General features: G+C 42.1%; 25 protein-coding genes. 23 read left to right on the forward strand and 2 right to left on the reverse strand.

What is annotated here, in order from left to right; all coding sequences use genetic code 11:
• Positions 1-55: 55 nt before the first annotated feature.
• The 3 genes from O3646_RS04710 to glmS all read left to right on the forward strand — a co-directional run bounded on the left by O3646_RS04710 (position 56) and on the right by glmS (position 4,457).
• Complete coding sequence (locus O3646_RS04710) at positions 56-751, forward strand: gamma-glutamyl-gamma-aminobutyrate hydrolase family protein (protein WP_371610604.1); 696 nt, start codon at positions 56-58, stop codon at positions 749-751.
• Positions 752-1,030: 279 nt separating this feature from the next.
• On the forward strand, positions 1,031-2,416 hold the full coding sequence (locus O3646_RS04715; RefSeq protein ID WP_201036995.1) for a glycoside hydrolase family 1 protein: 1,386 nt from the start codon (positions 1,031-1,033) through the stop codon (positions 2,414-2,416).
• 232 nt (positions 2,417-2,648) lie between these two features.
• Positions 2,649-4,457 carry a glutamine--fructose-6-phosphate transaminase (isomerizing) gene (gene glmS / locus O3646_RS04720; protein ID WP_371610605.1) on the forward strand — a complete coding sequence of 603 codons (1,809 nt, stop codon included), beginning with the start codon at positions 2,649-2,651 and terminating at the stop codon, positions 4,455-4,457.
• A 58-nt stretch (positions 4,458-4,515) separates the two neighbouring features.
• Here glmS and O3646_RS04725 read toward each other — a convergent pair whose 3' ends face one another.
• Positions 4,516-5,373, reverse strand: coding sequence for a 5'-nucleotidase, lipoprotein e(P4) family (locus O3646_RS04725; protein WP_049485854.1), 858 nt, complete (start codon positions 5,371-5,373; stop codon positions 4,516-4,518).
• 434 nt (positions 5,374-5,807) lie between these two features.
• Here O3646_RS04725 and O3646_RS04730 point away from each other — a divergent pair, with 434 nt between their 5' ends.
• From O3646_RS04730 to O3646_RS04820, 19 genes are all read left to right on the forward strand, one after another.
• Complete coding sequence (locus O3646_RS04730) at positions 5,808-6,809, forward strand: uroporphyrinogen decarboxylase family protein (RefSeq protein WP_045759043.1); 1,002 nt, start codon at positions 5,808-5,810, stop codon at positions 6,807-6,809.
• A 17-nt stretch (positions 6,810-6,826) separates the two neighbouring features.
• Complete coding sequence (locus tag O3646_RS04735; RefSeq protein ID WP_049482364.1) at positions 6,827-7,027, forward strand: hypothetical protein; 201 nt, start codon at positions 6,827-6,829, stop codon at positions 7,025-7,027.
• A gap of 98 nt (positions 7,028-7,125) precedes the next feature.
• Positions 7,126-8,127 (forward strand): uroporphyrinogen decarboxylase family protein, encoded by a 1,002-nt coding sequence (locus tag O3646_RS04740; protein ID WP_371610606.1) that lies wholly within the window; start codon positions 7,126-7,128, stop codon positions 8,125-8,127.
• A 27-nt stretch (positions 8,128-8,154) separates the two neighbouring features.
• A complete protein-coding gene (locus O3646_RS04745; protein WP_003004175.1) occupies positions 8,155-9,033 on the forward strand; it encodes a transporter substrate-binding domain-containing protein in 879 nt (292 codons plus the stop codon).
• A gap of 66 nt (positions 9,034-9,099) precedes the next feature.
• Positions 9,100-9,792, forward strand: a complete 693-nt coding sequence (locus O3646_RS04750) for an amino acid ABC transporter permease (protein ID WP_371610607.1) — start codon at positions 9,100-9,102, stop codon at positions 9,790-9,792.
• 3 nt (positions 9,793-9,795) lie between these two features.
• Positions 9,796-10,482, forward strand: a complete 687-nt coding sequence (locus tag O3646_RS04755) for an amino acid ABC transporter permease (RefSeq protein ID WP_023919541.1) — start codon at positions 9,796-9,798, stop codon at positions 10,480-10,482.
• A 19-nt stretch (positions 10,483-10,501) separates the two neighbouring features.
• Positions 10,502-11,266 (forward strand): amino acid ABC transporter ATP-binding protein, encoded by a 765-nt coding sequence (locus O3646_RS04760; protein ID WP_371610608.1) that lies wholly within the window; start codon positions 10,502-10,504, stop codon positions 11,264-11,266.
• A 132-nt stretch (positions 11,267-11,398) separates the two neighbouring features.
• A complete protein-coding gene (locus tag O3646_RS04765; protein ID WP_371610647.1) occupies positions 11,399-11,773 on the forward strand; it encodes a DUF1310 family protein in 375 nt (124 codons plus the stop codon).
• A 191-nt stretch (positions 11,774-11,964) separates the two neighbouring features.
• A complete protein-coding gene (locus O3646_RS04770; protein WP_371610609.1) occupies positions 11,965-12,351 on the forward strand; it encodes a DUF1310 family protein in 387 nt (128 codons plus the stop codon).
• Position 12,352: 1 nt separating this feature from the next.
• Positions 12,353-13,969, forward strand: coding sequence for a hypothetical protein (locus O3646_RS04775; protein WP_371610610.1), 1,617 nt, complete (start codon positions 12,353-12,355; stop codon positions 13,967-13,969).
• Positions 13,948-14,328: a hypothetical protein gene (locus O3646_RS04780; RefSeq protein WP_049474433.1), complete on the forward strand. Its 381-nt coding sequence runs from the start codon at positions 13,948-13,950 to the stop codon at positions 14,326-14,328. Before O3646_RS04775 ends, O3646_RS04780 begins: the two co-directional genes overlap by 22 nt.
• 18 nt (positions 14,329-14,346) lie before the next feature.
• Entirely contained in the window at positions 14,347-14,646 is a 300-nt protein-coding gene (locus O3646_RS04785; RefSeq protein ID WP_049523162.1) for a hypothetical protein, read from the forward strand.
• A 356-nt stretch (positions 14,647-15,002) separates the two neighbouring features.
• Positions 15,003-17,132: an AAA family ATPase gene (locus O3646_RS04790; RefSeq protein ID WP_021154368.1), complete on the forward strand. Its 2,130-nt coding sequence runs from the start codon at positions 15,003-15,005 to the stop codon at positions 17,130-17,132.
• 225 nt (positions 17,133-17,357) lie between these two features.
• Positions 17,358-17,603: a hypothetical protein gene (locus O3646_RS04795; RefSeq protein ID WP_003009969.1), complete on the forward strand. Its 246-nt coding sequence runs from the start codon at positions 17,358-17,360 to the stop codon at positions 17,601-17,603.
• Between the two features lie 156 nt (positions 17,604-17,759).
• A complete protein-coding gene (gene yajC, locus O3646_RS04800) occupies positions 17,760-18,086 on the forward strand; it encodes a preprotein translocase subunit YajC (RefSeq protein WP_003004444.1) in 327 nt (108 codons plus the stop codon).
• A 154-nt stretch (positions 18,087-18,240) separates the two neighbouring features.
• Complete coding sequence (locus O3646_RS04805; protein WP_371610611.1) at positions 18,241-18,990, forward strand: isoprenyl transferase; 750 nt, start codon at positions 18,241-18,243, stop codon at positions 18,988-18,990.
• 9 nt (positions 18,991-18,999) lie between these two features.
• Positions 19,000-19,803 (forward strand): phosphatidate cytidylyltransferase, encoded by an 804-nt coding sequence (locus O3646_RS04810; protein ID WP_371610612.1) that lies wholly within the window; start codon positions 19,000-19,002, stop codon positions 19,801-19,803.
• A 36-nt stretch (positions 19,804-19,839) separates the two neighbouring features.
• Positions 19,840-21,099: an RIP metalloprotease RseP gene (rseP, locus tag O3646_RS04815; RefSeq protein WP_070590414.1), complete on the forward strand. Its 1,260-nt coding sequence runs from the start codon at positions 19,840-19,842 to the stop codon at positions 21,097-21,099.
• 15 nt (positions 21,100-21,114) lie between these two features.
• Positions 21,115-22,965: a proline--tRNA ligase gene (locus O3646_RS04820; RefSeq protein ID WP_371610613.1), complete on the forward strand. Its 1,851-nt coding sequence runs from the start codon at positions 21,115-21,117 to the stop codon at positions 22,963-22,965.
• A 54-nt stretch (positions 22,966-23,019) separates the two neighbouring features.
• Here O3646_RS04820 and O3646_RS04825 read toward each other — a convergent pair whose 3' ends face one another.
• Positions 23,020-23,571 (reverse strand): hypothetical protein, encoded by a 552-nt coding sequence (locus tag O3646_RS04825; protein WP_155125065.1) that lies wholly within the window; start codon positions 23,569-23,571, stop codon positions 23,020-23,022.
• 477 nt (positions 23,572-24,048) lie between these two features.
• Between O3646_RS04825 and O3646_RS04830 the strand changes: the two genes are divergently transcribed.
• Positions 24,049-24,336, forward strand: a complete 288-nt coding sequence (locus O3646_RS04830) for a WXG100 family type VII secretion target (protein ID WP_031576577.1) — start codon at positions 24,049-24,051, stop codon at positions 24,334-24,336.
• Positions 24,337-24,396: the final 60 nt, after the last annotated feature.

The following is a 24,396-nucleotide window of genomic DNA, read 5'->3' on the forward strand; positions in this document are numbered from 1 at the left end:
TTAAAATTGTGTTACAATAAGCCTTGAAAACGAATGAAAGTATATGGAAACAAGTATGAAAATAAGACCAGTGATTGGAATTACAGGAAATGAAAGACCCTTCCCGGATGATCCAGACGCGAACATGAGTTATGCGGCGACTGGTTTTGTCGAAGCGGTCAAAGAAGCAGGAGGGATTCCCTTGATCTTGCCGATTGGAGATGCAGCCTTGGCCAAAGACTACATATCGATGATTGATAAGCTCATCATTACCGGTGGACAAAATGTCTTGCCCAAGTTTTACGGAGAAGAAATCACCATCGACAGTGATGACTACCTCTTGAAACGCGATCTCTTTGAGTTGGCTTTGATTGAAGAAGCGCGTGCGGCTAAAAAAGCGATCTTTACCGTCTGCCGTGGGACCCTGCTCTATAATGTCGCTCTAGGGGGAACTCTGTATCAAGACATTGAACACCACTGGCAGGACAATCCAGGTCAGTACACCAGCCAAGAGTTGGTGACCAAGGATCAGACGATCCTGCAAGAGATCTATGGTAAGACCAGTCGCATCAATTCTTTCCATCATCAAAGTATTAAAGACTTGGCAGATGGTTTAGAAGTGATCGCGCGGGATCCTAAAGATGACATCATAGAAGCCGTTCAATCCACAGATGAGAGTCGTTTCCTCGGCGTTCAGTGGCATCCGGAATTGCGTTTTGACAAGAGCCCAGCAGATCGCAAGCTCTTTGAATATGTTGTGAATGACTTATAACGAAGACCGAGGCTGGGACAAAAGTCCTAGCCTCTCAATTATCTTTTGATTGTCGAGCAAGACGCAGTGGTTGAGTGGGCTCTACTACGCTGATTTCATCAGCTTTTACAGCCCTACTCAACTGTGCGGAGGTGGGACGACGAAATCGAATTCTAACGAATGACCGATTTCTGTCCCACTCTCTTTTCTTTAATCTGCGTAAGAAAGACTGTAAATTGTGCCTAGGTTTTGGAGGAGGATGCGCTACAATAGAGCTAGTAGAATGAGGAGGATTAGGACATGTATCAATTTCCAAAGGATTTTTTATGGGGGAGTTCGACCTCGGGCCCTCAAACAGAAGGGCGTCTAGCCCAGGATGGAAAGGGAGACAATCTCTGGGATTACTGGTATAGGATCGAGCCCAACCGCTTTTATCAAGGGCAAGGACCAGAGAAAACATCGACTTTTTATGAACACTGGGAAGAAGATCTGGACCTCTTGTTAGAAACCGGCCACACTGCCTTTCGAACCTCTATCCAGTGGTCACGTATTTTCCCAGAAGGACGAGGGGAAATCAATCAAGCAGGTGTTGAGTTCTACCGCCGTGTCTTTGAAAAGATTAAAGAAAAAGGGATTCACCTCTTGGTCAACCTCTATCATTTTGATTTACCGATGGCTCTTCAAGAGCAAGGGGATGGTTGGGAAAATAAAGAAACCGCCTATGCTTACCAGGAATATGCGCGTTTTTGTTTCAAGACCTATGGAGATCTGGTCGATCAGTGGATCACCTTTAATGAACCTATTGTCCCTGTAGAATTTGGTTATTTTTATGATGCCCATTTTCCTCATAAGGTAGACGCAGCAGCAGCTGTAAAAGTAGCCTACCACACCCAGTTAGCAAGCTCTCTAGCAGTGAAGGCCTGTCATGAGGTGAATCCTAATTACCGTATCGGGATTGTGCTCAATTTGACACCAGCCTATCCTCGGAGCCAGCATCCAGAAGATGTGAAAGCTGCGCGTATTGCCGAGCTCTTTCAAGCCAAATCTTTTTTAGATCCATCTGTTCTTGGTCATTATCCTGAAGAATTAGTGGAGATCCTACGGGAGCGTGATCTCTTACCGGATTATGATCCCTTTGAATTGCGCTTGATCGAGGAAAATACGGTGGATTACCTAGGGGTTAACTATTACCAGCCACTCCGTGTAGCAGCTCCTCGTTATGCTCCAAATCCAGCATCTCCCTTACTCTTTGAACAATTTTATGAACCCTATGTCATGCCAGGACGCAAGATCAATCCCCACCGAGGTTGGGAAATCTATGAGCAAGGTTTGTATGACATTGCCCAAAATATCAAGGAAAACTATGGCAATATCGAGTGGATCCTGACCGAAAACGGGATGGGAGTTGAAGGAGAGGAAAAATTTCGCAAGGATGGAGTGATCCAAGACGATTACCGGATTGACTTTGTCAAAGACCATCTTCGCGAGCTCCACCGGGCTATTCAAGATGGTGCCAACTGTAAAGGCTATCTGATCTGGACCTTTATTGACTGCTGGTCATGGCTCAATGGCTACAAGAACCGCTATGGTTTAGTTGAGTTGGAGCTCGAAAGTCAAAAACGAACCCTCAAAAAATCTGGTCATTGGTTCCGTAAGTTGAGTCAGCGGAATGGATTTGAAGAGTAGAAAAAGCAACCTATCAACCAAGATGTTGATAGGTTTTTCTTAACCCTCCCTTAACTAGACCAATTTTCTTGAATTTCCTAGTTGACAAACTGTAAGAAGTATTGTATACTGACTCCGCTGGTTGCTTTTTGGTCAAATTAGACTAGACCAATTTTAAAGTAACTGAGAAATCGACCATGGGTCGTTTGACTAAGTAAAGGGGAAAGTATAGCAAGGCTATATCGTAAAAACTATGTGCGGAATCGTTGGTGTTGTAGGAAATACAAATGCTACTGATATTTTGATTCAAGGACTTGAAAAACTCGAATACCGAGGCTATGACTCTGCGGGTGTTTTTCTGGCTAGTGAAGGCAAGAGCCAATTGGTAAAGGCAGTTGGCCGTATTGCAGAATTGTCATCTAAGGCAGAAGGTGTCGAAGGGACAGCTGGGATTGGACATACCCGTTGGGCCACTCATGGAAAACCAACTGAGGACAATGCTCACCCACACCGCTCTGAAACAGGTCGCTTTGTTTTGGTCCACAACGGGGTCATTGAAAACTATCTTGAAATCAAGGAAGAATACCTAGCAGGTCACCATTTCAAGGGGCAAACAGATACAGAAATCGCTGCCCACTTGATCGGAAAATTTGCTGAAGAAGAGGGCTTGTCTACGCTTGAAGCCTTCAAAAAAGCCCTCCACATCATCCGTGGGGCCTATGCTTTTGCTTTGATGGATGCGGAAGATCCAAGCACCATCTATGTAGCGAAAAATAAGTCACCACTCTTGATCGGTCTTGGAGATGGTTACAATATGGTTTGCTCTGATGCTATGGCCATGATTCGTGAAACCAACCAATACATGGAAATCCATGACCAAGAGTTGGTCATTGTCAAGGCTGACAGCGTTGAAGTACAAGACTATGATGGAAACGTCAAAGAACGGGCAAGCTACACGGCTGAACTTGACCTTTCTGATATTGGAAAAGGGACTTACCCATACTACATGCTCAAAGAAATCGATGAGCAACCAACTGTCATGCGTAAGTTGATCCAAGCCTATACAGATGAATCTGGTCAAGTAGTGGTAGAGCCAGCTATCATCAAAGCGGTTCAAGAAGCAGACCGCATCTACATTCTTGCAGCTGGAACTTCTTACCATGCTGGATTTGCTTCTAAGAAAATGCTAGAAGAGTTGACGGATACTCCAGTAGAACTCGGTATCTCCTCTGAGTGGGGCTACGGCATGCCACTTCTCAGCAAGAAACCACTCTTCATCTTTATCAGCCAATCTGGTGAAACAGCCGATAGCCGCCAAGTATTGGTCAAAGCCAATGAAATGGGCATTCCAAGCTTGACAGTGACCAATGTTCCAGGATCTACTCTTTCACGTGAAGCAGACATGACTATGTTGCTCCATGCTGGTCCTGAAATTGCGGTCGCTTCCACCAAGGCTTATACGTCTCAAATCGCAGCCCTTGCCTTTCTGGCTAAAGCTGTTGGGGAAGCCAATGGCAATGAGAAGGCCAAAGCCTTTGATTTGGTGCACGAATTGTCTATCGTTGCCCAATCGATCGAATCAACCCTTTCAGAAAAAGAAGTGATCGACGAAAAAGTTCGTGGCTTGTTGGAAACAACCCGCAATGCTTTCTATATTGGACGTGGCCAAGATTACTATGTTGCTATGGAAGCCAGTCTGAAACTAAAAGAAATTTCTTACATCCAATGTGAAGGCTTCGCTGCGGGTGAGTTGAAACACGGTACTATCGCTCTGATCGAAGAGGGTACACCGGTTATCGCCCTCTTGTCTGATCCAGTCCTAGCCAGCCACACACGTGGAAACATCCAAGAAGTGGCAGCACGTGGGGCTCATGTCTTAACCATTGCAGAAGAAAATGTCGCTAAAGAGACAGATGATTTGGTCTTGACAGCGGTTCACCCTTACCTCTCTCCAATCTCAATGGTGGTACCAACCCAATTGATTGCCTACTTTGCAACCATTCATCGTGGGCTCGATGTTGATAAACCACGGAACCTTGCTAAGTCTGTAACAGTTGAATAAAATTATCTATATAGAAAAAAACATCCTCGTTAGGTTTTTCCTAGCGAGGATGTTTGCTTTATTTATCAAAACCTTGCAAGGCTTTGAGGCGTTCTTCTGTTTGTCCCTTGGCATCTAGTTTTTTACCTTGGTAAACAGCAGATTCCCATGATCCATACATTGGATTTGGGAAGATGATGAATTTTTCACCGAATTCTTTTTGCAATTCGTCCAATTTCTTGTCGCGATCAGCTTCAGAGGTCTTAGAGAAGTCTGCAAAGTCAACCAGGTTGTCCCCAAAGAGCAAGACAAGATTGGTCTTTTCTTGTACAGCTTGGCGACGGCCTTCTTTTGATTTGACGCCATCTTCTAAGAACATGAGGTGGTCACGTCCTTGAACAGGAATGCCTTCTTTTTCAAGGTTCTTAATGGTATCATCTACTTGAGAGGTTGTACGGTCAGAAATGTAGTAGATTTGAACCCCGTTTTGATCCGCATATTGAAGGAAATCTTTGGCACCTGGCACCGCTTTTGCGGCTGCTTTTTTCACCCAAACATCCCAATCTTTAGGATTGAAGGCCGTACCATCTTTGACGTTTTGAACTTGGTAAGGGCTGTTGTCTAAAACAGTTTCGTCCAAATCCAAGACGATGGAATAAGGCTTATCAGAAGGAGTTTGGAGGATCACTTTCAAACGGTCAGTAGCGACATTGTAGCCTTGTAAATACAAAGCCTTGGTTTCTGCTGCCTTTTGGTACCAGAGAACAGACATGGTATTTTCTTGTGAGCGCTGCTGATCATAGGTCATCGTCACCTGATTTTTAGTGCTACTTGCTTTTGTCTCTTGCGTTTTGTTGGTGTTGCTTCCACAACTCGTCAGTAAAATGACAGAAGCAAGAGCAGAAACGATGGTAAAGGTGGTTTTTGTTGTTTTCATAAACCGTACACTCCTTAAAATTATTCTATAAAAATTATACTCCTTTCAATCTTGCCTGACAAGAAAGAGAAGAAGGTGTCTAGGAATCGGTGAAAAGAAAAAGAAGGAAAAACGCTGCTATGAAAGGTTTCTTCGCCTCAACATATGCTATTTTTTCCTTTAAAAGAAGGGATATAGTTTTCTGCTATAACCGGATCAAGAAAAGATCAAAGCATCCCTTTTCTTCTAAAATGAAACAATAAAGAAAGATACTCGCAAGTCCCTATTTTCAAGCACTTGCGTTTTTTTGATGCCTTTCTCAATAAAGAAATTTTAAGGCCTTGATAGGGAAAATATATTAGTCAGCTACTTTTTGAGGTGATATCATGGTTACAAATTCCAGAAGGAAAGCAGTCAGTCTTTCTGTTGGAGAAATATTGAGGAGGATGTACAGTATGAGTAAAAAAGAATTGGTTCTTCGTGCCATTCGAGGCGAAACAGTAGAGCGAATCCCTGTAGGATTTTGGCTCCATTATGTGACCCAAGAAGAAAAAGAATTGGGTCTAGACAATCCGGCTGTAGTAGAAAAAAGTATTAAGGGCCACCAACACTATGTAGAAGAAATTTCACCTGATTTTGTCAAGATCATGAGTGATGGCTTCTTCCGCTATCCGAGTGCTCTTTATTCGAGAGAGATCAGATCGATCCGAGAATTGAAGGATATTCAACCGATTGGAGAGCATCATCCATGGATTGAAAAACAAATCGAGGTGGTCAAGGAAATTTGTTCTCATTTCCATGAAGAGATTGCTTCTTTCTACAATATCTTCTCGCCCATTTCTTATTTGAAACGCTGGTTCCGTACGGATCAATCTCGTGGAGACCAAGTGATTGCAGACTTTATCAAGGAAGATCCAGAAACTTTAGCTCATGTCCTTGACGTGATTGCAGGAGACATCGCTACTTTAAGTCGTCGCTTGATCCAAGAAGCAGGTATTGAAGGTATTTACTTTTCAACCCAGCAGATCCAAGATGAGCGTGTGACAGATGAAGAATACCGCAAGTTCATTGAGCCTAGCAGCATCGCTGTCCTAGAAGCAGCCAATGAAGCTGGAGGCATCAATATCCTTCATATTTGTGGTTTTGAAGGGGCCAGCAATGAAGTGGAGCTCTTCAAGGATTATCCAGCCCAAGTCATTAACTGGGCGACCCATCATGAAGGCCTTAGCCTAGCCGCAGGTCGTAAACTTTTCGGCGATCGTGCCGTCTTGGGTGGCTTTGTCAATGGCAAGAAAGGTTTGCTCTACCAAGGGGAACGAGAAGCTATTGAGCAAGAAACGCGTCGCTTGGTGGCTGAAGCCGGAAGTCGTGGTTTGATTCTTGGAGCAGACTGCACCGTGCCAGATGATTTCCAATTGGAACGCTTAGATTGGGTGCGTCAAGCAGCCGTATTGTAAAAAGAAAGGAGAGGGAGATGAAAAAGATCAATGTATGGTGTATCCTGGTAACCGTTTTGTTTTTGCTTCTCGGGCTTAGTAAAGTTGCTCTAGCAAGCAGTCATGGGATTGTACGGAAAGATCCGGACATCGAAAAATTGGAGAAAATTCCAGCCCATAGTCTCTCTCTCCTTCGCCCCTCTGATATAGCGGGAATTTTACTTCTTGAAGATCAGTGATAAAAAAAGATGAAGAGCTTGATAAAAAATATATATTAGTCAAAGCATAATTGAAGTGATAAGATAACAAACAAGAAAAGATAGAACGAGGTAAGAACATGTCATCAAAAAGAGAATTAGTGTTAAAAGCTTTTAAAGGAGAAGCAGTTGACCGTGTGCCAGTTGGATTTTGGCATCATTTTACAACAGAAGAAGAATGGTTGAAAGGATTTTCTAATCCGGAAATTATTGAAAAAAACCTCAATGGTCATAAAAACTTCCTTCACAAGGTCAAACCAGACTTTGTCAAACTCATGAGCGATGGTTACTTTGCTTATCCAAACCCAGCCATTCACAAAGGTCTGGAAAATATCTCTGACTTAGCAGGGATTGAACCACTCGGAGCAGATCATCCATGGATCACAGAGCAGGTAGAGCTCGTTAAAAAAATCCGTGCCGGTTTTGAAGAAGACATTGTGGCTATCTACAATATCTTTGCTCCGGTGACCTACTTCAAATGGTTGGTCGGAGAAGTTTCAGGTGGAGATGACTTGATCGCTAACTTTATCGATCAAGATGCAGCAACTCTTAAAAAAGTATTGGATACAATTGGCCAAGATATTGCAAGTTTGAGCCAACGAATCATTAAAGAAGCAGGAGCAGACGGGATCTACCTCAGTGTTCAAAGTATCCAAGATGCGCGTGTCAGTCAGGAAGTTTACAAACAAGTCATCGCACCGAGTGAACTCCATGTCTTAGAGACAGCTAATGAAGCTGGTGGCGTAAATATCCTTCATATCTGTGGCTACGAAGGAGCTCGCAATGATATCCATCTCTTCACAGACTACCCAGCCCAAGTCATTAACTGGGCAGTCGGACCAGAAGGCATCAGCCTAGCAGAAGGACGCGAAATCTTCGGTGGACGTACGGTTCTTGGTGGTTTTGAAAATGGCAAAAATGGTCTTCTCTACACAGGAGACAAGGCTGCCATCCAAGCAGAAACCAAACGCATCATCGCAGAAACAGGAACGACAGGCTTGGTCATCGGTGCCGATTGTACCATCCCAAGTGACATTGATGAAGAACGAATCGAATGGGTTCGTGAAGCTGCAGCAGAATAAGGAAAATAGAAAAAGGGAGAACAGAGTATGAGTAAAAAAACATGGATTATCGGTGGGGTGGCAGTACTTGCCATTGCAGGTGCAACCATTCTTGGACGGAGCTTGAACCATGCAAACGACAGCAAGGGCTCAACAGGATCGAACAAGGTGACAACCTTGAAAGTAGCCCACACTCAAAACTATGTACCGTATGATTTCGTTGATGAAAAAGGGGAATCAGATGGCTATGAAGTAGCCGTTCTCAAAGCCATTGACGAAAAACTACCAGACTACAAGTTTGAGTACACTGGAACGAGTGATGACGATCTCTTGATCGGTCTAGAATCTGGTAAATACGATATCGGAACCAAAGGAGCTTGGTATACCGAAGAACGTGCCAAGAAATTTATCATTCCAAAAGAACCAATTGGAGCAAGTATCATCGGTTTTACCGTACGGAAAGAAGATGCGAATAAATACAAGAACATCGATGACTTCGCTAAAGAAAAAGGAAAATTGGTTCCAATTTCACCACAAAATGCACAATGGAATGTTATTAAAGAATACAATGAAAAGCATAAGGACCAACAAATCGAATTAACAGCTGCGGAATCTTTCAAAGTCGCAGATGCTTATGCTTGGGTTCTTGAAGGACGTTACGATGCCTTCTTTGACATCAAACTTTCCTTTGAAAAAGCTGTCACAGATAAAGATGGTTCTTACCACCAATATGCGGACAAACTGAGCTGGTTTGCCTACAAAGGAATTCCAACTTACCCATTGATCCATAAGGATAAGAAAAACGAAAAATTTGCGGAAGCATACAGCAAGGCTATCAAAGAGTTAGAAAAAGATGGTACACTTGCTAAATTGTCGAAAAAATATTTCGGTGAAGATGTCTTCAGTTATGTAGATAAAGAGAAATAAGATGGAACTGGGTGCGCATAGCCCCAGCTTCCTTATTTCTATACGGATACAGAAAGGAAAAGAAACATGGTCTCATACGACATTTCCAAGGTCTGGTCATTTATTCCAACCTTGGTCCAAGCCCTACCAGCGACCCTAGCTTTGATGGTTTTAACGACGGTTCTCGGTTCTGCATTTGGCTTGGTTTTGACCTGGGCACAAGTATCAGAAGATAAGGTAGGAGCAGGTCTTGCAAAAGGTTATGTCTTTACTTTGCGTTGTACCCCTCCGATTGTCTTACTCTTTTTGGTCTTTTATGGACTTCCCCAATTTTTGAACTGGTGGTTGGGCATTGACATTGACCACTGGTCCAAGTTTGTCTTTGTTCTTGTGGCCATGTTTCTTCTCTTTGCCGCTATGATCTCTGAAGTCTTCAAGGCAGCCTATTTGGCCATTCCAAAAGGTCAGATGGAAGCAGGCTTGAGTATCGGCTTGACGCCAGCTCAAACCATTTGGCGGATTGTCCTTCCCCAAGCCTTTCGCGTGGCTCTTCCAAATATGACGACCGCCATCTTGAATCTCATGCGCGATGCCGCTTTGGCTTATACCATTGGCTTTATAGATATTATGGGAGCAGGCAACAACTTGATCAGCCGCAATCTTGGGAATTATTCCCTCGAGACCTATACAGCTGTAGCAGTGATCTACTGGGGAATTGCCCTTGTGATCTCCTTCTCCGCTCAATTCCTTGAGAAACGACTCAGTGTAACAGAAAGGTAGCTTATGGATTTCAATTTTATTAGTAAAGCATTTCTAGCCACCTTGGGTGGTGTTCCAGTGACCCTTCTGATCATGGTCGTATCGATCCTCTTGAGTTTCCTTCCAGCCCTCTTTTTGGCGCTCGGTCAGATTTATAAGGTCAAAGGTGTTCGCAGTTTCTCAGTGATTTACTTAGCTTTTATCCGCGCGACGCCTCCGATTCTCTTGATTCTCTTCTTTTATAGTCTCTTTCCCAGCCTCTTAAATAGCTTTTTTAAGAGTATTGGCAGTCACTTTAATGTCTTTGAGATCAATCCCATTTACTATGCCTTTATCATCTTTAGCTTGATGACAACGGGGAGTCTGGCTGAAATTCTACGGTCAGCCATTCTGACGGTGGATAAGGGCCAGCTAGAAGCAGCGCAAGCCATTGGTTTGACCAATCGCCAAGCCTATATCCGCATTGTTTTTCCACAAGCGCTTCGTGCGGCCCTGCCCAATCTGTGTAACTTGGTTATCAACTTGGTCAAAGGAACTTCCCTTGTCTTTGTCATGACCATCAAGGATATCACTGCCATTGCCAAAGTCGAAGCCTCTTATGGCTATCAATATTTTGAATCCTATCTAGTGATTTTTATTCTTTATATTGTCATTTGTGGGGTGATTCAATGGGGATTCAATCTCTTAGAAAAACGCCTGACACTCGCATAGAAGAAGGAGAAATAAGAAGATGTTAGAAGTAGAACACGTATCGAAAAAATTTAAGGACCACCAGGTCTTGGTAGATGTTAATCTCAAGGTCAACCAAGGGGATGTGGTCGTTATTTTGGGGCCATCTGGATCAGGAAAAACAACCTTCCTTCGCTGCCTCAATCACTTGGAAAAGGCAGATACAGGTCACCTCACCCTAGGTGGAAAAGAGTATGACCTCTCAAAGCTCAGTAAAAAAGAAATTCTAGAAATCCGCCAAAAGACAGCCTTTGTCTTCCAGCATTACAATCTCTTTGCCAATAAAACAGCCCTTGAAAATATCTTGGAAGGCCTGATTGTAGCCCGCAAGATTCCAAAAGAAGAAGCTCTTCAACGGGCAGAATCCGCCCTTGAAAAGGTCGGTCTCCTCGCTTATAAGGATTACTATCCTTCGCAATTGTCAGGTGGCCAGCAGCAACGGATCGGAATCGCGCGTGCCATCGCAGTGAAACCAGACGTGATTTTGCTAGACGAGCCGACTTCAGCGCTAGACCCAGAGTTGGTCGGGGATGTACTAGCTGTTATGAAGCAACTAGCCCAAGAAGGAGTGACCATGGTTGTAGTGACACATGAGATGAGCTTTGCGCGTGATGTGGCTAATCATGTCATCTTTATGGATGGCGGTCACATCATCGAAGAAAATGAACCGCATGAATTCTTCAATAGTCCAAAGGAAGAGCGAACTAAACAATTCCTTTCACGGATTTTATCCGACGCCACCTACAGTGTCGAATACATGATTTAACAGGAGACACACCCAGTAAGGGTGTGTTTTTTAGAATCTGGAAAAAATTCTTAAAAATTGGGTCATTTTTTAAAAATCATTACGAATAATATAAGTGAGAGGGAACATATGACTGATAAAAAACAACGATTAATGCTACTATTCTTACTGACTTTGTTTCTAGGAGGCTGCAGTCTTTTTACAGATAAAGCTGCTGAGAGAAGGGAAATGATTCAGATAGCAGAAAGCACGAAAATGGAGCGAGCGATAAAACACTTGTTAATCAGTATCGATCCTAAAGCTTTCACTTCAGAAGGAGTCATTCACTCCTATACCTTGATAAAAGGTGAATTGGAATACAATCCAATGGGAGGCATGAATGTATCTCTCGTTATCAATGGCGATAAAAAGTTAACGATCGATACGACTGTTCAAATGGAGGATTCAGGACAGTTCGAAGCAGGTAGTTACGGTATTTCAGCAAGATTAGATGATCTGTTAAGTAAAGCAGAAGAGACTGGGAAATAAACTCATTTAGGTAAATACCCCTAATCTAATATAGTTAAATAGAAACATTTATGGATCAAAACCAATATGTTACATCAATAGCTAGTGCTTGTAACGATTTGGCAACATTTTTTAACAAAAGTAACATTTCAGGTATGAATAGAATTTTGTATAATAAATTCTAAGAAACCTGAAGAAAGAATGGGAAGAAGATGAAAAAAAGTAAATTAATTGTGTTGATAATGGTAGTATTTAGCTTGAGCTTAGGAGGCTGTAGCTTTTTAAATGGACAATCTGCCAAGAAACAAGAAATGATTCAAATCGCAGAGAGTAAGAAGATGAAAGTGGCGATTGAAAATATGTTGAAAAAATTAGACCCTAAAGCTCTTACTCCAGAAGGAAAAATAAAAACATATAAAATTTCTAAAGATGATTTAGATTATAATCCGATGGGAGGGCTTATGATCAAAATCATTATCAATGACAATGAAAATTTATTGTTAAGTACAACTATACAAGAAGATTCAGTTACTGGTAAGTATGAAGAGACATACTACGGTAAAACAAAGGAATTGAACGATCTTCTGAAGGGAAATTGAAATGGCTGAAAATTTAAATTTTAATGATCAACAAAATGTTAAAACTGCATTACTTGAGTATGAAAAGGATATAAAAGTTGGACGGGAATTCGATATTGGTCCCAAGAATGAAGAGTACATTGGTCACGTTTCTCATATATATGACAGTACCAATGGAAATGAAGAACAAGTTTTTGTATTAACAAATAATGGTATGGGAATTAATGAAGATCCAGTCCCCTATACTGCTTCTGATGAAGATCGTGCCCAAATCCATGATGTGACAGTTTTGATGAAGGGATCTGAAACTGAAACAAGTACACAAAAATTACTCCATGATACATATACGGATTGGGTAAAGACGGATTTGCCAGCAGCTTCTAACATTCTTGGTCCCAATGGAGCGGCGAACTATGCGACAGATTATGCGAAAAGATTCACTAGAGATAAGATTAAGGAGAATTTGAAAAAAAGGGATGAAACTGCCGATTATAATATTTCGGAGCTTATTAGTTATCCGTTTGGTTTACTCGATAAAAATGTTGGAAATAATGTAAAAAGCTTTGTCAAGAGTATTAGAAGTAATCCAATAACAAATGCTTATCGTGAGGCGAAAGCAAATCTATATGGTATGGGAACGGATATTCTAATTGATAGTCAAGCAAAGTTTCCAGTATTTATTGGGGCTACCATTTTAAAAGAGTACAACAAAGATAGAGGTACTTTCCCACCTCCGCAGTTTAAAGATGCTGCAGCTCATTTGAAAGAGGTGATCCGAAAATACCCCAATGCCAAGATCGATCTATACGGCCACTCTCTAGGGTCTATGAATATTCAGTATGCGCTTGCCTGTTTGACGGAAGAGGAAGCTTCTCATATTGGGACTGTCCATCTATATAATGGCCCTAATGCCTATCCCATCTTAACACCCGAGCAAAAAGCGCGTATAGATGCGCTGAAGTACAAAATCTACAACCACATTGACCATAAAGATTTGGTTAGCTTGGGCTATCAGGATTCTGGAAGCAAGGAATCCAGTGGGATTGTCAAGCACCTCAAAACTAAGGATTTGAAAAATACCGGCTTGCAGCACATGATGCATGGTTATATCTATGATAAGGATGGGAATTTGGTTCTTGAAAAGGGAACGGAAGCCATCACTCGCAAGGAAATCATTGAAGAGCGGATGAAGGTTTACTATCGCCTAAAAGATAAATTACAAAAAACAGGTGGTGGACTGAGCTCAAGTGAACGGATTTATCTTGATGCTTTGCAGGCGCGCTTGGCTTCTGATGAGCTGATTCGAGTAGTGGATGAAGGGCTGGAGCAAGCTCAGAAATCTAAGGCACAACTGGATACAGATTTAGAAGCTTTGGAGAAAGTATTACAGACCGTTCCGAAAGGCTTCATTCTCAATCTTTCCGAAGTAGAAGAGGCCTATGCACAGGCTGGTGCAACAAGGCAAACAGTTGTCACTGAAGTAAGAGAAAGATTCGACAACCGTTTGGCTGCATATCAGTCCTTATCGAATGAATTTCATGCTTTAAACGAGCAAGTGAATGCAGGAATTGAGCTCTTAAAAGCAAAAGATCAAGAAATAGCCGGAGAAATGAACCAGTGGGAACAACTAGCTTATTAATTTCATCTACTCTTTCAAAAAAGGAAAAGAAACTAGATCACTTGGAAAGAGAGTTCCAAAAAGCGCGCTTGGAGCTAGATGAAAAGCGTTGCCTAGTGGAAAGAAAACAGCAGCTCTTCACCCAGATGCTGGAAGAAGAATATGCGATGGCAGCTTCCTTTTTACAAAAGCAGGAGGTTGATGTCAGTTGTGGATGGGAGTCCCTCCATCGCTGTATCGAAGAGTATGATCTCGAAGCTAGAGAAGCTGCACAAGTAGCCTTAAAACAGATCGAAATCGAGGAAGAGAATTTATGGCAATCCTACCGGAAAGATAGACGCCAACTGGAAGAGGAGTTTGCACAAGATAAAGTTTCATAGTATAGAAGAGGAGGAAGTATGGGTGATAGTCCAGTCAAAGATTTCTTTGATTTAGATATGAAAGATAAGATGAGGATCATCGAAAGCCGAAAGAAACTTGAAAAAGATTTAATCCGGGTTGTCTATGCGCCCGTTTTATTGACCTGCAAGGCAGGAGTTGAGAAACGTTACAATGATGGCTTGACTGCGATTACAACAGTAGCCGAAGAAGACGTCCAGGTCGTTGGAAAGCAACTGGATCAATCCATGGTGGGTCAATTTGCTAAAAATGTACAGACGGTTATTCAAGAAAAAGCTGGTAAATTTAAATCTATCTAGCCAAGAACTTCTATTTAAATATGGAATCTGGAGTGACTCCAGATTTTTTTAATAAATTTAAAAAATTATGTAAAAAAGTGTTGACAAAGAATTCAGTCTGCGCTATAATAATTTATGTAAACAAAAAGAGGTTGAAAAAGCCTACTGGTTTACAAGATCAATAGTGGAAAGGAGATGGTGATATGCTATTTCCAGAATTAAGACAACTAATTGATAAAAGGAAAAATAGAAACTGTTAGCCTGTAGGGCTATTATTAAATAAATGAATTAAAATTATGTAAACAATCAAACAGCAGCCAATTGGTCTGCTAATTTTCAAGAATGAATTAAAATTATGTAAATTAGAGGTATACAATATGAACAACAACTTTAACAATATGGATGATCTTTTCAATCAACTAATGGGAAACATGGGTGGTTTTCGTTCTGAAAGCCGTCGCTACATGATCAACGGTCGTGAAGTGACACCAGAAGAATTCGCTATTTACCGCCAAACTGGTCAACTTCCAAATGAAGGAAGTGAGCAAGTGCAACACCATCAAGGTAAAGGAATGAAACAAGATGGGATCCTTGCAAAACTTGGTCGTAACTTGACCGAAGAAGCTCGTGAAGGAAAATTGGATCCGGTCATCGGACGTAATAAAGAAATTCAAGAAACTGCTGAAATCTTGTCTCGTCGTACCAAGAACAACCCTGTCCTTGTAGGGGATGCCGGTGTTGGTAAAACAGCAGTTGTAGAAGGTTTGGCACAAGCTATTGTGAACGGGGATGTTCCAGCGGCTATCAAAAACAAAGAAATCATCTCGATTGATATTTCTGGTCTAGAAGCTGGTACGCAATACCGTGGTAGCTTTGAAGAAAATATTCAAAATCTGATCCAAGAAGTCAAGGCTATGGGAAATGTCATTCTCTTCTTTGATGAAATCCATCAAATCCTTGGTGCAGGCAGCACAGGTGATGGTCAAGGATCTAAAGGTCTTGCGGATATCATCAAACCTGCTCTTTCACGTGGGGAATTGACTGTCATTGGTGCAACCACTCAAGATGAATATCGTAACACCATCTTGAAGAATGCGGCTCTTGCTCGTCGTTTCAACGAAGTGAAAGTCAATGCTCCATCAGCTGAAGATACTTTCAAGATTCTCCAAGGGATCCGTGATCTTTATGAAAAACACCACAATGTCATCTTGCCAGATGAAGTTTTGAAAGCAGCAGTTGATTATTCGATCCAATACATTCCACAACGTAGCTTGCCTGATAAGGCCATTGACTTGGTCGATGTGACAGCTGCTCACTTGGCAGCCCAACATCCTGTAACAGATGTTCATGCTGTGGAACATGAAATTGAAGAAGAAAAAACCAAACAAGAAGAAGCTGCGGCTAAAGAAGATTACGAAGCAGCTTTGAAAGCAAAAGTTCGTATCGAAGAACTTGAAAAGAAAATTGAAAACCATACGGAAGACCATAAAGTAACAGCAACAATCAACGATGTGGCTGAATCAGTAGAACGGATGACGGGTATTCCAGTGTCTCAAATGGGTGCAACTGATATCGAACGTTTGAAAGATATGGGTCACCGCTTGCAAACTAAGGTTATCGGTCAAGATAAAGCCGTTGAAGCAGTGGCACGTGCTATCCGTCGGAACCGTGCAGGATTTGACGAAGGGAACCGTCCAATCGGTAGCTTCCTCTTTGTAGGTCCTACTGGTGTCGGTAAGACTGAATTGGCTAAACAATTGGCGCTTGATATGTTCGGTACCAAAGATGCCATCATCCGTTTGGATATGTCAGAATACAGCGACCGCACAGCCGTTTCTAAATTGATTGGTACAACAGCTGGTTATGTTGGTTACGATGACAACAGCAATACCTTGACAGAACGTGTTCGCCGTAACCCTTACTCTATCGTCCTTCTTGACGAAATTGAAAAGGCGGATCCTCAAGTGATCACCCTTCTCCTTCAAGTTTTGGATGATGGTCGTTTGACAGATGGTCAAGGGAACACGGTAAACTTCAAGAATACTGTGATTATCGCCACTTCAAACGCTGGATTTGGTTACGAAGCTAACTTGACAGAAGATGCGGATAAACCAGAACTCATGGATCGTTTGAAACCTTACTTCCGTCCAGAATTCCTCAACCGTTTCAACGCTGTCATTGAATTCTCACACTTGAGCAAGGAAGACCTTTCTAAGATTGTTGATTTGATGTTGGTAGATGTCAATAAGACCCTTTCTAAGAAAGAAATCGACTTGGCAGTGAGCGATGCAGCTAAAGAATACATGACTGAAGAAGGTTATGATGAAGTGATGGGTGTTCGTCCACTCCGTCGGGTAGTTGAACAACAAATCCGTGACAAAGTCACAGACTTCCACTTGGATAACTTGGATGCCAAACATCTCGAAGCAGACATGGAAGATGGTGTCCTTGTGATCAGAGAAAAAGACACAAAGAAGGAAGAAAACGCTGATAAACAAGCAGATTAAGGCAAATTAGTTTGTGAAAAATAGAGACTGCTATCATATAGCAGTCTTTATTTTTTCTTCCCACCTGGGGGAAATTATTCGCCGTATAAGGCCAAAATCCTCCTATTTGGGGTAAAAAAACATCAATAATTAGTGAAATTAATCCAATTTGAGCAAAATTATTAATAAATAAAGAAAATAAGTATATAATCTATACAAGAATAAAATTTGAGGAATGGAAGTAAGATGAGCAATACAATTGATATCTACTCAACTCCCGAATACAGAAAAGTGGAAGCCGTTGTTCAACTGATGGTTGACGGTCGCTTGACGAGCTATCGTGTCGCAACTGAAACAAACATCAGCAAAATGAGCCTAGCGACTTTGACGAAGGGAACGAGTAAAATCAAAAATATTACCTATCAAACGGCTTTGGCCTTGATTGATTGGTATGATGAGAATCATGAAAAGTATGGCATTACGATTGACTAGTCAGTAGCCCACTTTTCGTGGTTTTTTTCTTTTTCATCAAAACTTGCCTCTTCTCTGAGACTGGAGTCTGATTTTACTTGAAGAGGATGGGAAAACTTGAAAAGACGGGCGAAATTTGATATAGTATAGCATATATGAAAATTAAAGGAGAAACATATGCAAGGCGGAAGTTTGCTAATTATGCTCGTTCTTATGGTCGGTTTGATGTACTTCATGAGCCGTAGCCAAAAGAAACAGTACCAAAAACGGATGGAAAGTTTGAATAAACTTCAAAAAGGAAATGAAGTCATCACGATTGGTGGCTTGTACGGAACCATCGATGAAGTCGATACAGATCGCAAGACCGTTGTCTTGGATGTTGATGGTGTCTACCTGACCTTTGAATTGGGAGCGATCAAAACAGTTCTTCCTGTATCAGAAGGAATCTCAGCTACTGCTACAGAAGGCGCTAGCTCAGATGCCGATTCAGCCATCGAAGAATAATCATCAAAGAAGAGGCAAAGGCCTCTTTTTTGGTGGGCAAATAGGACGACGTGATGAAGGAAAGTCCTGCTGGTTCAAAAAAGAGGCCAGAGTCCCTATTTTATGGGGATTTATGGTATAATGAAGCGATAAATATTGAAATAGGTAGAAAAACATGTTTCGTTTTAAGAAAAAAGAAAAAATCGAGATACCTTTAGATGTCCCGAAACACATTGGGATCATTATGGATGGTAATGGTCGCTGGGCGAAAAAGCGGATGCAACCGCGCGTCTTTGGTCATAAGGCAGGGATGGAAGCTCTCCAAGAAGTGACGATTGCAGCAAAAAATATGGGGGTTCAGGTCCTGACTGTCTATGCCTTTTCGACCGAAAACTGGACACGCCCTGAAGATGAAGTCAAGTTCATCATGCACTTGCCGGTTGAGTTTTATGGTCGTTTCGTCCCCGAATTGCATCGCAATAATGTCAAGATTCAAATGATCGGTGATACCAAGAAATTACCAAAAGAAACGCTGGAGGCTTTGGAAAGAGCAGAAGCGATGACCCATCTCAATACAGGCTTGATCCTGAATTTCGCGCTCAATTATGGTGGACGTGCTGAGATCACCCAGGCCGTGAAGCAGATCGCCCAAGAAGTCTTGGATGCGAAGTTTAGCCCAGAAGATATCACAGAAGAGATGATCGCTGATTCTCTCTATACCGAGAGTTTGCCACGTGTCCTAAGGGATCCGGATTTGATTATTCGTACCAGCGGAGAGATCCGTTTGAGTAATTTCCTTCCTTGGCAGGCTGCTTACAGTGAGTTGTATTTCACAGATGTGATGTGGCCAGATTTTGGAGAGGAAGCACTACGAAGTGCCATAGTAGAATATAGCCATCGCCATCGGAGATTTGGTGGTGTTTAGGAGAAGATGATGACGAAAGATTTACAAAAACGTGTGATTTTTGGAGGAATTGCCCTGCTCTTTTTCATTCCAACAGTAATGGTTGGAGGGGTGTTCTTCCAGATTGTGATTGGCTTGATCGCCATGCTAGGGGTTCATGAATTGCTCAAGATGAAGGGGCTTGAGACAGCGACCTTTGAAGGAGCGCTGGCCATGTTAGCGGCCTTCGTCCTGACGTTGCCGATCGAGGACTACCTCCCTTACCTTCCAGCAGATGGCAATATGATTGCTTATGGTTTGGTTGTCTTGATTCTCATGGGAACAACTGTTCTTGCTCAGAATTACAATTATGAAGATGTGGTCTATCCCATTGCGTCTAGCTTTTATGTTGGACTTGGTTTCCATTCCTTAGTAGATGCGCGAATCGCTGGTATTGATAAGGTCTTATTGGCCCTCTTTATTGTCTGGGCTACGGATTCAGGTGCTTATCTGGTAGGAAGTCGGTTTGGGAAACGCAAGCTCATGCCTGCGATTTCTCCTAATAAAACGATTGAAGGCAGTCTTGGGGGAATCTTGTCTGCAGTTGCGGTAACTGTGATCTATATGATCGTGGATCGCTCTGTGGCAGGTGGACATGGTTTTCTTGCTATGATCTTCTTTACCATCCTCTTTAGTATTGCAGGTCAGTTTGGAGATCTGGTAGAGAGCGCGATTAAACGCCATTTCGGTGTGAAAGATTCTGGGAAATTTATTCCGGGACATGGTGGTGTTCTAGACCGCTTTGATAGTTTGATTTTTGTCTTTCCCTTGATGCATTTCTTGGGCTTGTTCTAAGACAGAAGAGATAGAAAGGAAACCACGTATAGAACGATGCAATTTATTGCCTTTATTGTTATTTTTGGAGTGATCGTTCTCGTTCACGAGTTTGGTCATTTCTATTTTGCAAAAAAATCGGGCATCCTAGTGCGAGAATTCTCGATCGGGATGGGGCCAAAGATCTTTGCCCATATTGGTCAAGATGGAACAGCTTATACCATTCGCATTTTACCTTTAGGTGGTTATGTTCGTATGGCTGGCTGGGGTGAGGACACAACTGAGATTAAAACTGGAACGCCTGTCAGCTTGACGCTAAATGAGGCTGGTAAGGTCGTCCGGATCAATCTTTCAGGAAAGAATCTGGATCAGACAGCCCTTCCCATGAATGTTACCCAGTTTGACTTTGAAGATAAATTAGAAATCACGGGCTTGGTTCTCGATGAGACCAAGACTTATGATGTCGATCATGATGCGACCATTGTTGAGGAAGATGGGACAGAAGTGCGGATTGCGCCGAGAGATGTTCAGTATCAGAATGCCAGCATTTGGGGACGGTTGATCACCAACTTTGCGGGTCCTATGAACAACTTTATCCTCAGTATTGTCGTCTACTCACTTCTAGCCTTTATGCGTGGTGGTGCGATTGACTACTACAGCAACAATGTTCAGGTGGCACCCGATGGGGCGCTGGCTAAGGTCGGTGTCAAAAGCACTGTTCAGATCCTTCAAGTCAACAACGATACCGTTAGCAACTGGGATGAGCTGACAGATGCTGTCGAGAAGGCAACCAAAGACAGCAAGACGGCTCCTGAATTGACCCTGAAAGTCAAAACAGACGGCCAAGAAAAAGAAGTCAAAGTGAAGCCAACCAAGTCAGGGAATCGTTACTATTTGGGTGTGACAAATGGCCTCAAGACAGGATTTGTAGATAAACTCTTGTCTGGTTTTACAGATACCTGGAATACAGCGACACGGATTTTGGGAGCTTTGAAAGATATCATTTTCCACTTTAGTCTCAATAAACTGGGTGGTCCGGTTGCCATCTACAATGCCAGCTCACAAGCTGCTCAATTAGGAATTCCAGCAGTCTTGTCTCTTATGGCCATGCTCTCTATTAATATTGGGATCTTCAATCTAATCCCGATTCCCGCTTTGGATGGTGGGAAAATCTTGATCAATTTGATCGAGGTCGTCCGGAGAAAGCCACTGAAACAAGAAGTAGAAACCTATATGACGCTTGCAGGTGTAGCTGTAATGGTTATTTTGATGATTGCTGTCACCTGGAATGATATTATGAAATTATTTTTGAAATAGAAAAGGATATTGTCCATGAAACAAAGTAAAATGTTGATTCCAACGCTTCGCGAAATGCCAAGCGATGCCCAAGTCATTAGCCATGCTTTGATGTTGCGTGCAGGTTATGTTCGCCAAGTATCAGCTGGTGTCTATTCTTATCTGCCCTTAGCAAATCGAGTAATTGAAAAAGCAAAAGGCATCATGCGCCAAGAATTCGAAAAAATTGGAGCAGTTGAAATGCTTGCTCCAGCCCTTTTGAGTGCGGATCTCTGGCGTGAATCTGGTCGTTACGAAACTTACGGGGAAGACCTCTATAAGTTGAAAAACCGTGAAGGCTCTGACTTTATCTTAGGTCCAACTCACGAAGAAACCTTTACCGCTATTGTGCGCGACTCAGTAAAATCTTACAAACAATTGCCGTTGAATCTCTACCAAATTCAACCAAAATACCGCGATGAAAAACGCCCACGGAACGGTCTTCTGCGGACCCGTGAGTTCATCATGAAAGACGGTTATAGCTTCCATGCTAACTACGATAGCTTGGATGTCACTTATGATGAATACAAGGCAGCTTATGAGCGGATCTTCACCCGCAGTGGCATCGACTACAAAGCCATCATCGGTGATGGTGGTGCCATGGGCGGAAAAGATAGCCAAGAGTTTATGGCTGTTACACCTGCTCGTACAGACTTGGATCGTTGGGTTGTTTTAGATAAATCGGTTGCTTCCTTTGATGAAATTCCAGCAGAAGTCCAAGAAGAAATCAAAGCAGAATTGCTCAAATGGATGGTCTCTGGTGAAGATACCATTGCCTATTCAAGTGAATCCACCTATGCTGCGAATTTGGAAATGGCTACTAACGAATACAAGCCAAGTAACCGTGTCGTAGCGGAAGAAGAAGTGAAGCGCGTGGAAACACCAGGTGTCAAATCGATTGATGAAGTAGCTGCATTCTTGAATGTTCCAGAAGAAGCGACTATCAAGACTTTGGTTTACATTGCAGATGGTGAGCCTGTTGTTGCCCTTCTTGTAGGTAATGATCAGCTCAATGAAGTGAAGTTGAAAAACCATCTCGGCGCAGATTTCTTTGAACCTGCAACCGAAGTGGAAGTGAAAGAATTATTGGGAGCTGATTTTGGCTCTCTCGGTCCAGTTGATCTTCCTGAAAATGTTAAGATTATCGCAGACCGCAAGGTCCAAGATAGTCGCAATGCAGTCGTAGGTGCCAATGAAACAGGCTACCACTTGACTGGTGTCAACCCAGGCCGTGACTTTACCGCAGAATACGTCGATATCCGTGAAGTTCGGGAAGGCGAGATTTCACCAGATGGGAAAGGGGTCTTGAACTTTGCACGTGGGATCGAAATCGGTCATATTTTCAAACTCGGCACACGCTACTCAGCTAGCATGGGAGCAGATGTCTTGGACGAAAACGGTCGTGCGGTTCCAATCATCATGGGCTGCTACGGGATCGGTGTGAGCCGTCTTCTTTCAGCCGTTATGGAGCAACATGCACGCCTCTTTGTCAATAAGACTCCAAAAGGGGAATACCGTTACGCTTGGGGAATTAACTTCCCTAAAGAATTGGCGCCATTTGATGTGCATTTGATTCCAGTCAATGTCAAGGATGAAGCGAGTCTTGCTTTGACCAATCGGATCGAAGAAGCCTTGGTGAATAAAGGCTACGAAGTCTTGGTGGATGACCGAAATGAACGCGCTGGTGTCAAATTCAGCGATAGTGATTTGATTGGACTTCCAATCCGCGTAACAGTTGGTAAGAAAGCAGCTGAAGGCATCGTAGAAGTGAAAATCAAAGCAACAGGAGATACCATCGAAGTTCATGCGGACAATCTCCTTGAAACCCTTTCAATCTTGAACAAATAAGAAAAAGCTTTCTGAGCTCTCACCAGTGTGGTGATGAAACTCAGGAAGCTCTTTTTATTTTTCTTCTTTGAGGCCTTGATCTTTGAAATAGGTAAAGAGATCTTGAGGTTTGCCATTGAGGTATTTCTTGAACTCAGCTGTTTCTTCCTCCCCTTGATCCCCGTAGATGGAAGCAAACTCATCTTTCTTGATTTTTGAGAAGTCAGCTTGTAAGACCTTGGCATAGGATTGTTTATCTTTCGAAATTTGAATGCGGAAGCTAAGTCCAGGCTTACCATTTAAGGTTCTATAGATATCGCTATGTTCTAATTCTTCTTGGTAGATTTCCTTTAATTCAGGAAGATCCATGTCTTGCAAATCTGAGGAAATGGGTTCAAAACTAAGGAAAGTAAAAGAGACAATTTCCTCATTCTTGTAGCCAATTTGAATTTTGTTTTGGTGGTGATCGCCGAGGTCACTAACAAAGGTCTTGGTTTGGACTTGCTCCTTTTTGGTTTGAGTGGCTTCTTGCTTGGAAGAAGCGGCAGTAGTTCCTTTACCTTGTTGGCCTTGGCTACAAGCGGTAAGAGCTAGCAGACAGACAGAGGCAAGTAGAAATTTTTTCATATATACTCCTTATAGGTTAATGGTGTTCGATCTTGTATGAAACAAGCTTTGAACAGGTTTCATTATACCATAAAAGTTTTAAAAATGAAAAAATATACAAAAATCTTCAAAATTTGCTTTTAAAAACACCTAAAATCAACAATTTTTATCTATGTGTTGAGTTAATATAAAAGGACAGAGTGTCTTCTTTTCTTCTCAGAAATAATACTAGTTGGAGACTACTGGGGCAAGGAATTCAGAAAATATATTACAGATTTATGACAAAATGTTACACAATTGTAACAAAGTTACAATGTTTTATCAGTTAGCCCTCTAAACTTGACATTCTGGCAATATTTCATTAAGATATTTTTAAGTAAATAATACAAACAGGGAGCAAAAGGTAAAATATACAGTTATCTGGCATTTTACTAATTCGTACTAAAATGTATTGTTTATGAAAAAAATATAAGGGTATCAGCCCAAAAGGAGAAACATATGGCTCAAATTAAATTAACTCCAGAAGAACTACGTCAATCAGCACAACGCTATGCACAAGGTTCTCAAGAAATCGATCAAATCCTTAACACTTTGACTCATGAACAACAAGTCATCGACGCAAACTGGGATGGATCTGCATTTGATAGCTTTGAAGCACAATTCAACGAATTGTCTCCAAAAATCAAACAATTCGCTCAATTGTTGGAAGACATCAACGCTCAATTGATCAAAGTTGCTGATATCGTTGAACAAACTGACCAAGATATCGCTGCACAAATCCACTAAGATAGTCTTGGAGGTGATCTTACTTCTTGTAGGTAGATCACCCTTTTGTCTTTTGATATA

Source organism: Streptococcus sp. 27098_8_148 (assembly GCF_041432105.1).
GTDB lineage: Bacteria > Bacillota > Bacilli > Lactobacillales > Streptococcaceae > Streptococcus > Streptococcus parasanguinis_AE.

Bases quoted from the DNA above. Each gene is read 5' to 3' on its own strand.
- O3646_RS04770 (WP_371610609.1), top strand. From the start codon at position 11,965: ATGAAAAAAAGTAAATTAATTGTGTTGATAATGGTAGTATTTAGCTTG.
- O3646_RS04710 (WP_371610604.1), top strand. From the start codon at position 56: ATGAAAATAAGACCAGTGATTGGAATTACAGGAAATGAAAGACCCTTC.
- O3646_RS04725 (WP_049485854.1), bottom strand. From the start codon at position 5,373: ATGAAAACAACAAAAACCACCTTTACCATCGTTTCTGCTCTTGCTTCT.
- O3646_RS04715 (WP_201036995.1), top strand. From the start codon at position 1,031: ATGTATCAATTTCCAAAGGATTTTTTATGGGGGAGTTCGACCTCGGGC.
- O3646_RS04790 (WP_021154368.1), top strand. From the start codon at position 15,003: ATGAACAACAACTTTAACAATATGGATGATCTTTTCAATCAACTAATG.
- O3646_RS04825 (WP_155125065.1), bottom strand. From the start codon at position 23,571: ATGAAAAAATTTCTACTTGCCTCTGTCTGTCTGCTAGCTCTTACCGCT.
- O3646_RS04785 (WP_049523162.1), top strand. From the start codon at position 14,347: ATGGGTGATAGTCCAGTCAAAGATTTCTTTGATTTAGATATGAAAGAT.
- glmS (WP_371610605.1), top strand. From the start codon at position 2,649: ATGTGCGGAATCGTTGGTGTTGTAGGAAATACAAATGCTACTGATATT.
- rseP (WP_070590414.1), top strand. From the start codon at position 19,840: ATGCAATTTATTGCCTTTATTGTTATTTTTGGAGTGATCGTTCTCGTT.
- O3646_RS04735 (WP_049482364.1), top strand. From the start codon at position 6,827: ATGAAAAAGATCAATGTATGGTGTATCCTGGTAACCGTTTTGTTTTTG.
- O3646_RS04810 (WP_371610612.1), top strand. From the start codon at position 19,000: ATGACGAAAGATTTACAAAAACGTGTGATTTTTGGAGGAATTGCCCTG.
- O3646_RS04775 (WP_371610610.1), top strand. From the start codon at position 12,353: ATGGCTGAAAATTTAAATTTTAATGATCAACAAAATGTTAAAACTGCA.
- O3646_RS04750 (WP_371610607.1), top strand. From the start codon at position 9,100: ATGGTCTCATACGACATTTCCAAGGTCTGGTCATTTATTCCAACCTTG.
- O3646_RS04745 (WP_003004175.1), top strand. From the start codon at position 8,155: ATGAGTAAAAAAACATGGATTATCGGTGGGGTGGCAGTACTTGCCATT.
- O3646_RS04795 (WP_003009969.1), top strand. From the start codon at position 17,358: ATGAGCAATACAATTGATATCTACTCAACTCCCGAATACAGAAAAGTG.
- O3646_RS04760 (WP_371610608.1), top strand. From the start codon at position 10,502: ATGTTAGAAGTAGAACACGTATCGAAAAAATTTAAGGACCACCAGGTC.
- O3646_RS04730 (WP_045759043.1), top strand. From the start codon at position 5,808: ATGAGTAAAAAAGAATTGGTTCTTCGTGCCATTCGAGGCGAAACAGTA.
- O3646_RS04755 (WP_023919541.1), top strand. From the start codon at position 9,796: ATGGATTTCAATTTTATTAGTAAAGCATTTCTAGCCACCTTGGGTGGT.
- O3646_RS04830 (WP_031576577.1), top strand. From the start codon at position 24,049: ATGGCTCAAATTAAATTAACTCCAGAAGAACTACGTCAATCAGCACAA.
- O3646_RS04765 (WP_371610647.1), top strand. From the start codon at position 11,399: ATGCTACTATTCTTACTGACTTTGTTTCTAGGAGGCTGCAGTCTTTTT.
- O3646_RS04820 (WP_371610613.1), top strand. From the start codon at position 21,115: ATGAAACAAAGTAAAATGTTGATTCCAACGCTTCGCGAAATGCCAAGC.
- O3646_RS04740 (WP_371610606.1), top strand. From the start codon at position 7,126: ATGTCATCAAAAAGAGAATTAGTGTTAAAAGCTTTTAAAGGAGAAGCA.
- yajC (WP_003004444.1), top strand. From the start codon at position 17,760: ATGCAAGGCGGAAGTTTGCTAATTATGCTCGTTCTTATGGTCGGTTTG.
- O3646_RS04805 (WP_371610611.1), top strand. From the start codon at position 18,241: ATGTTTCGTTTTAAGAAAAAAGAAAAAATCGAGATACCTTTAGATGTC.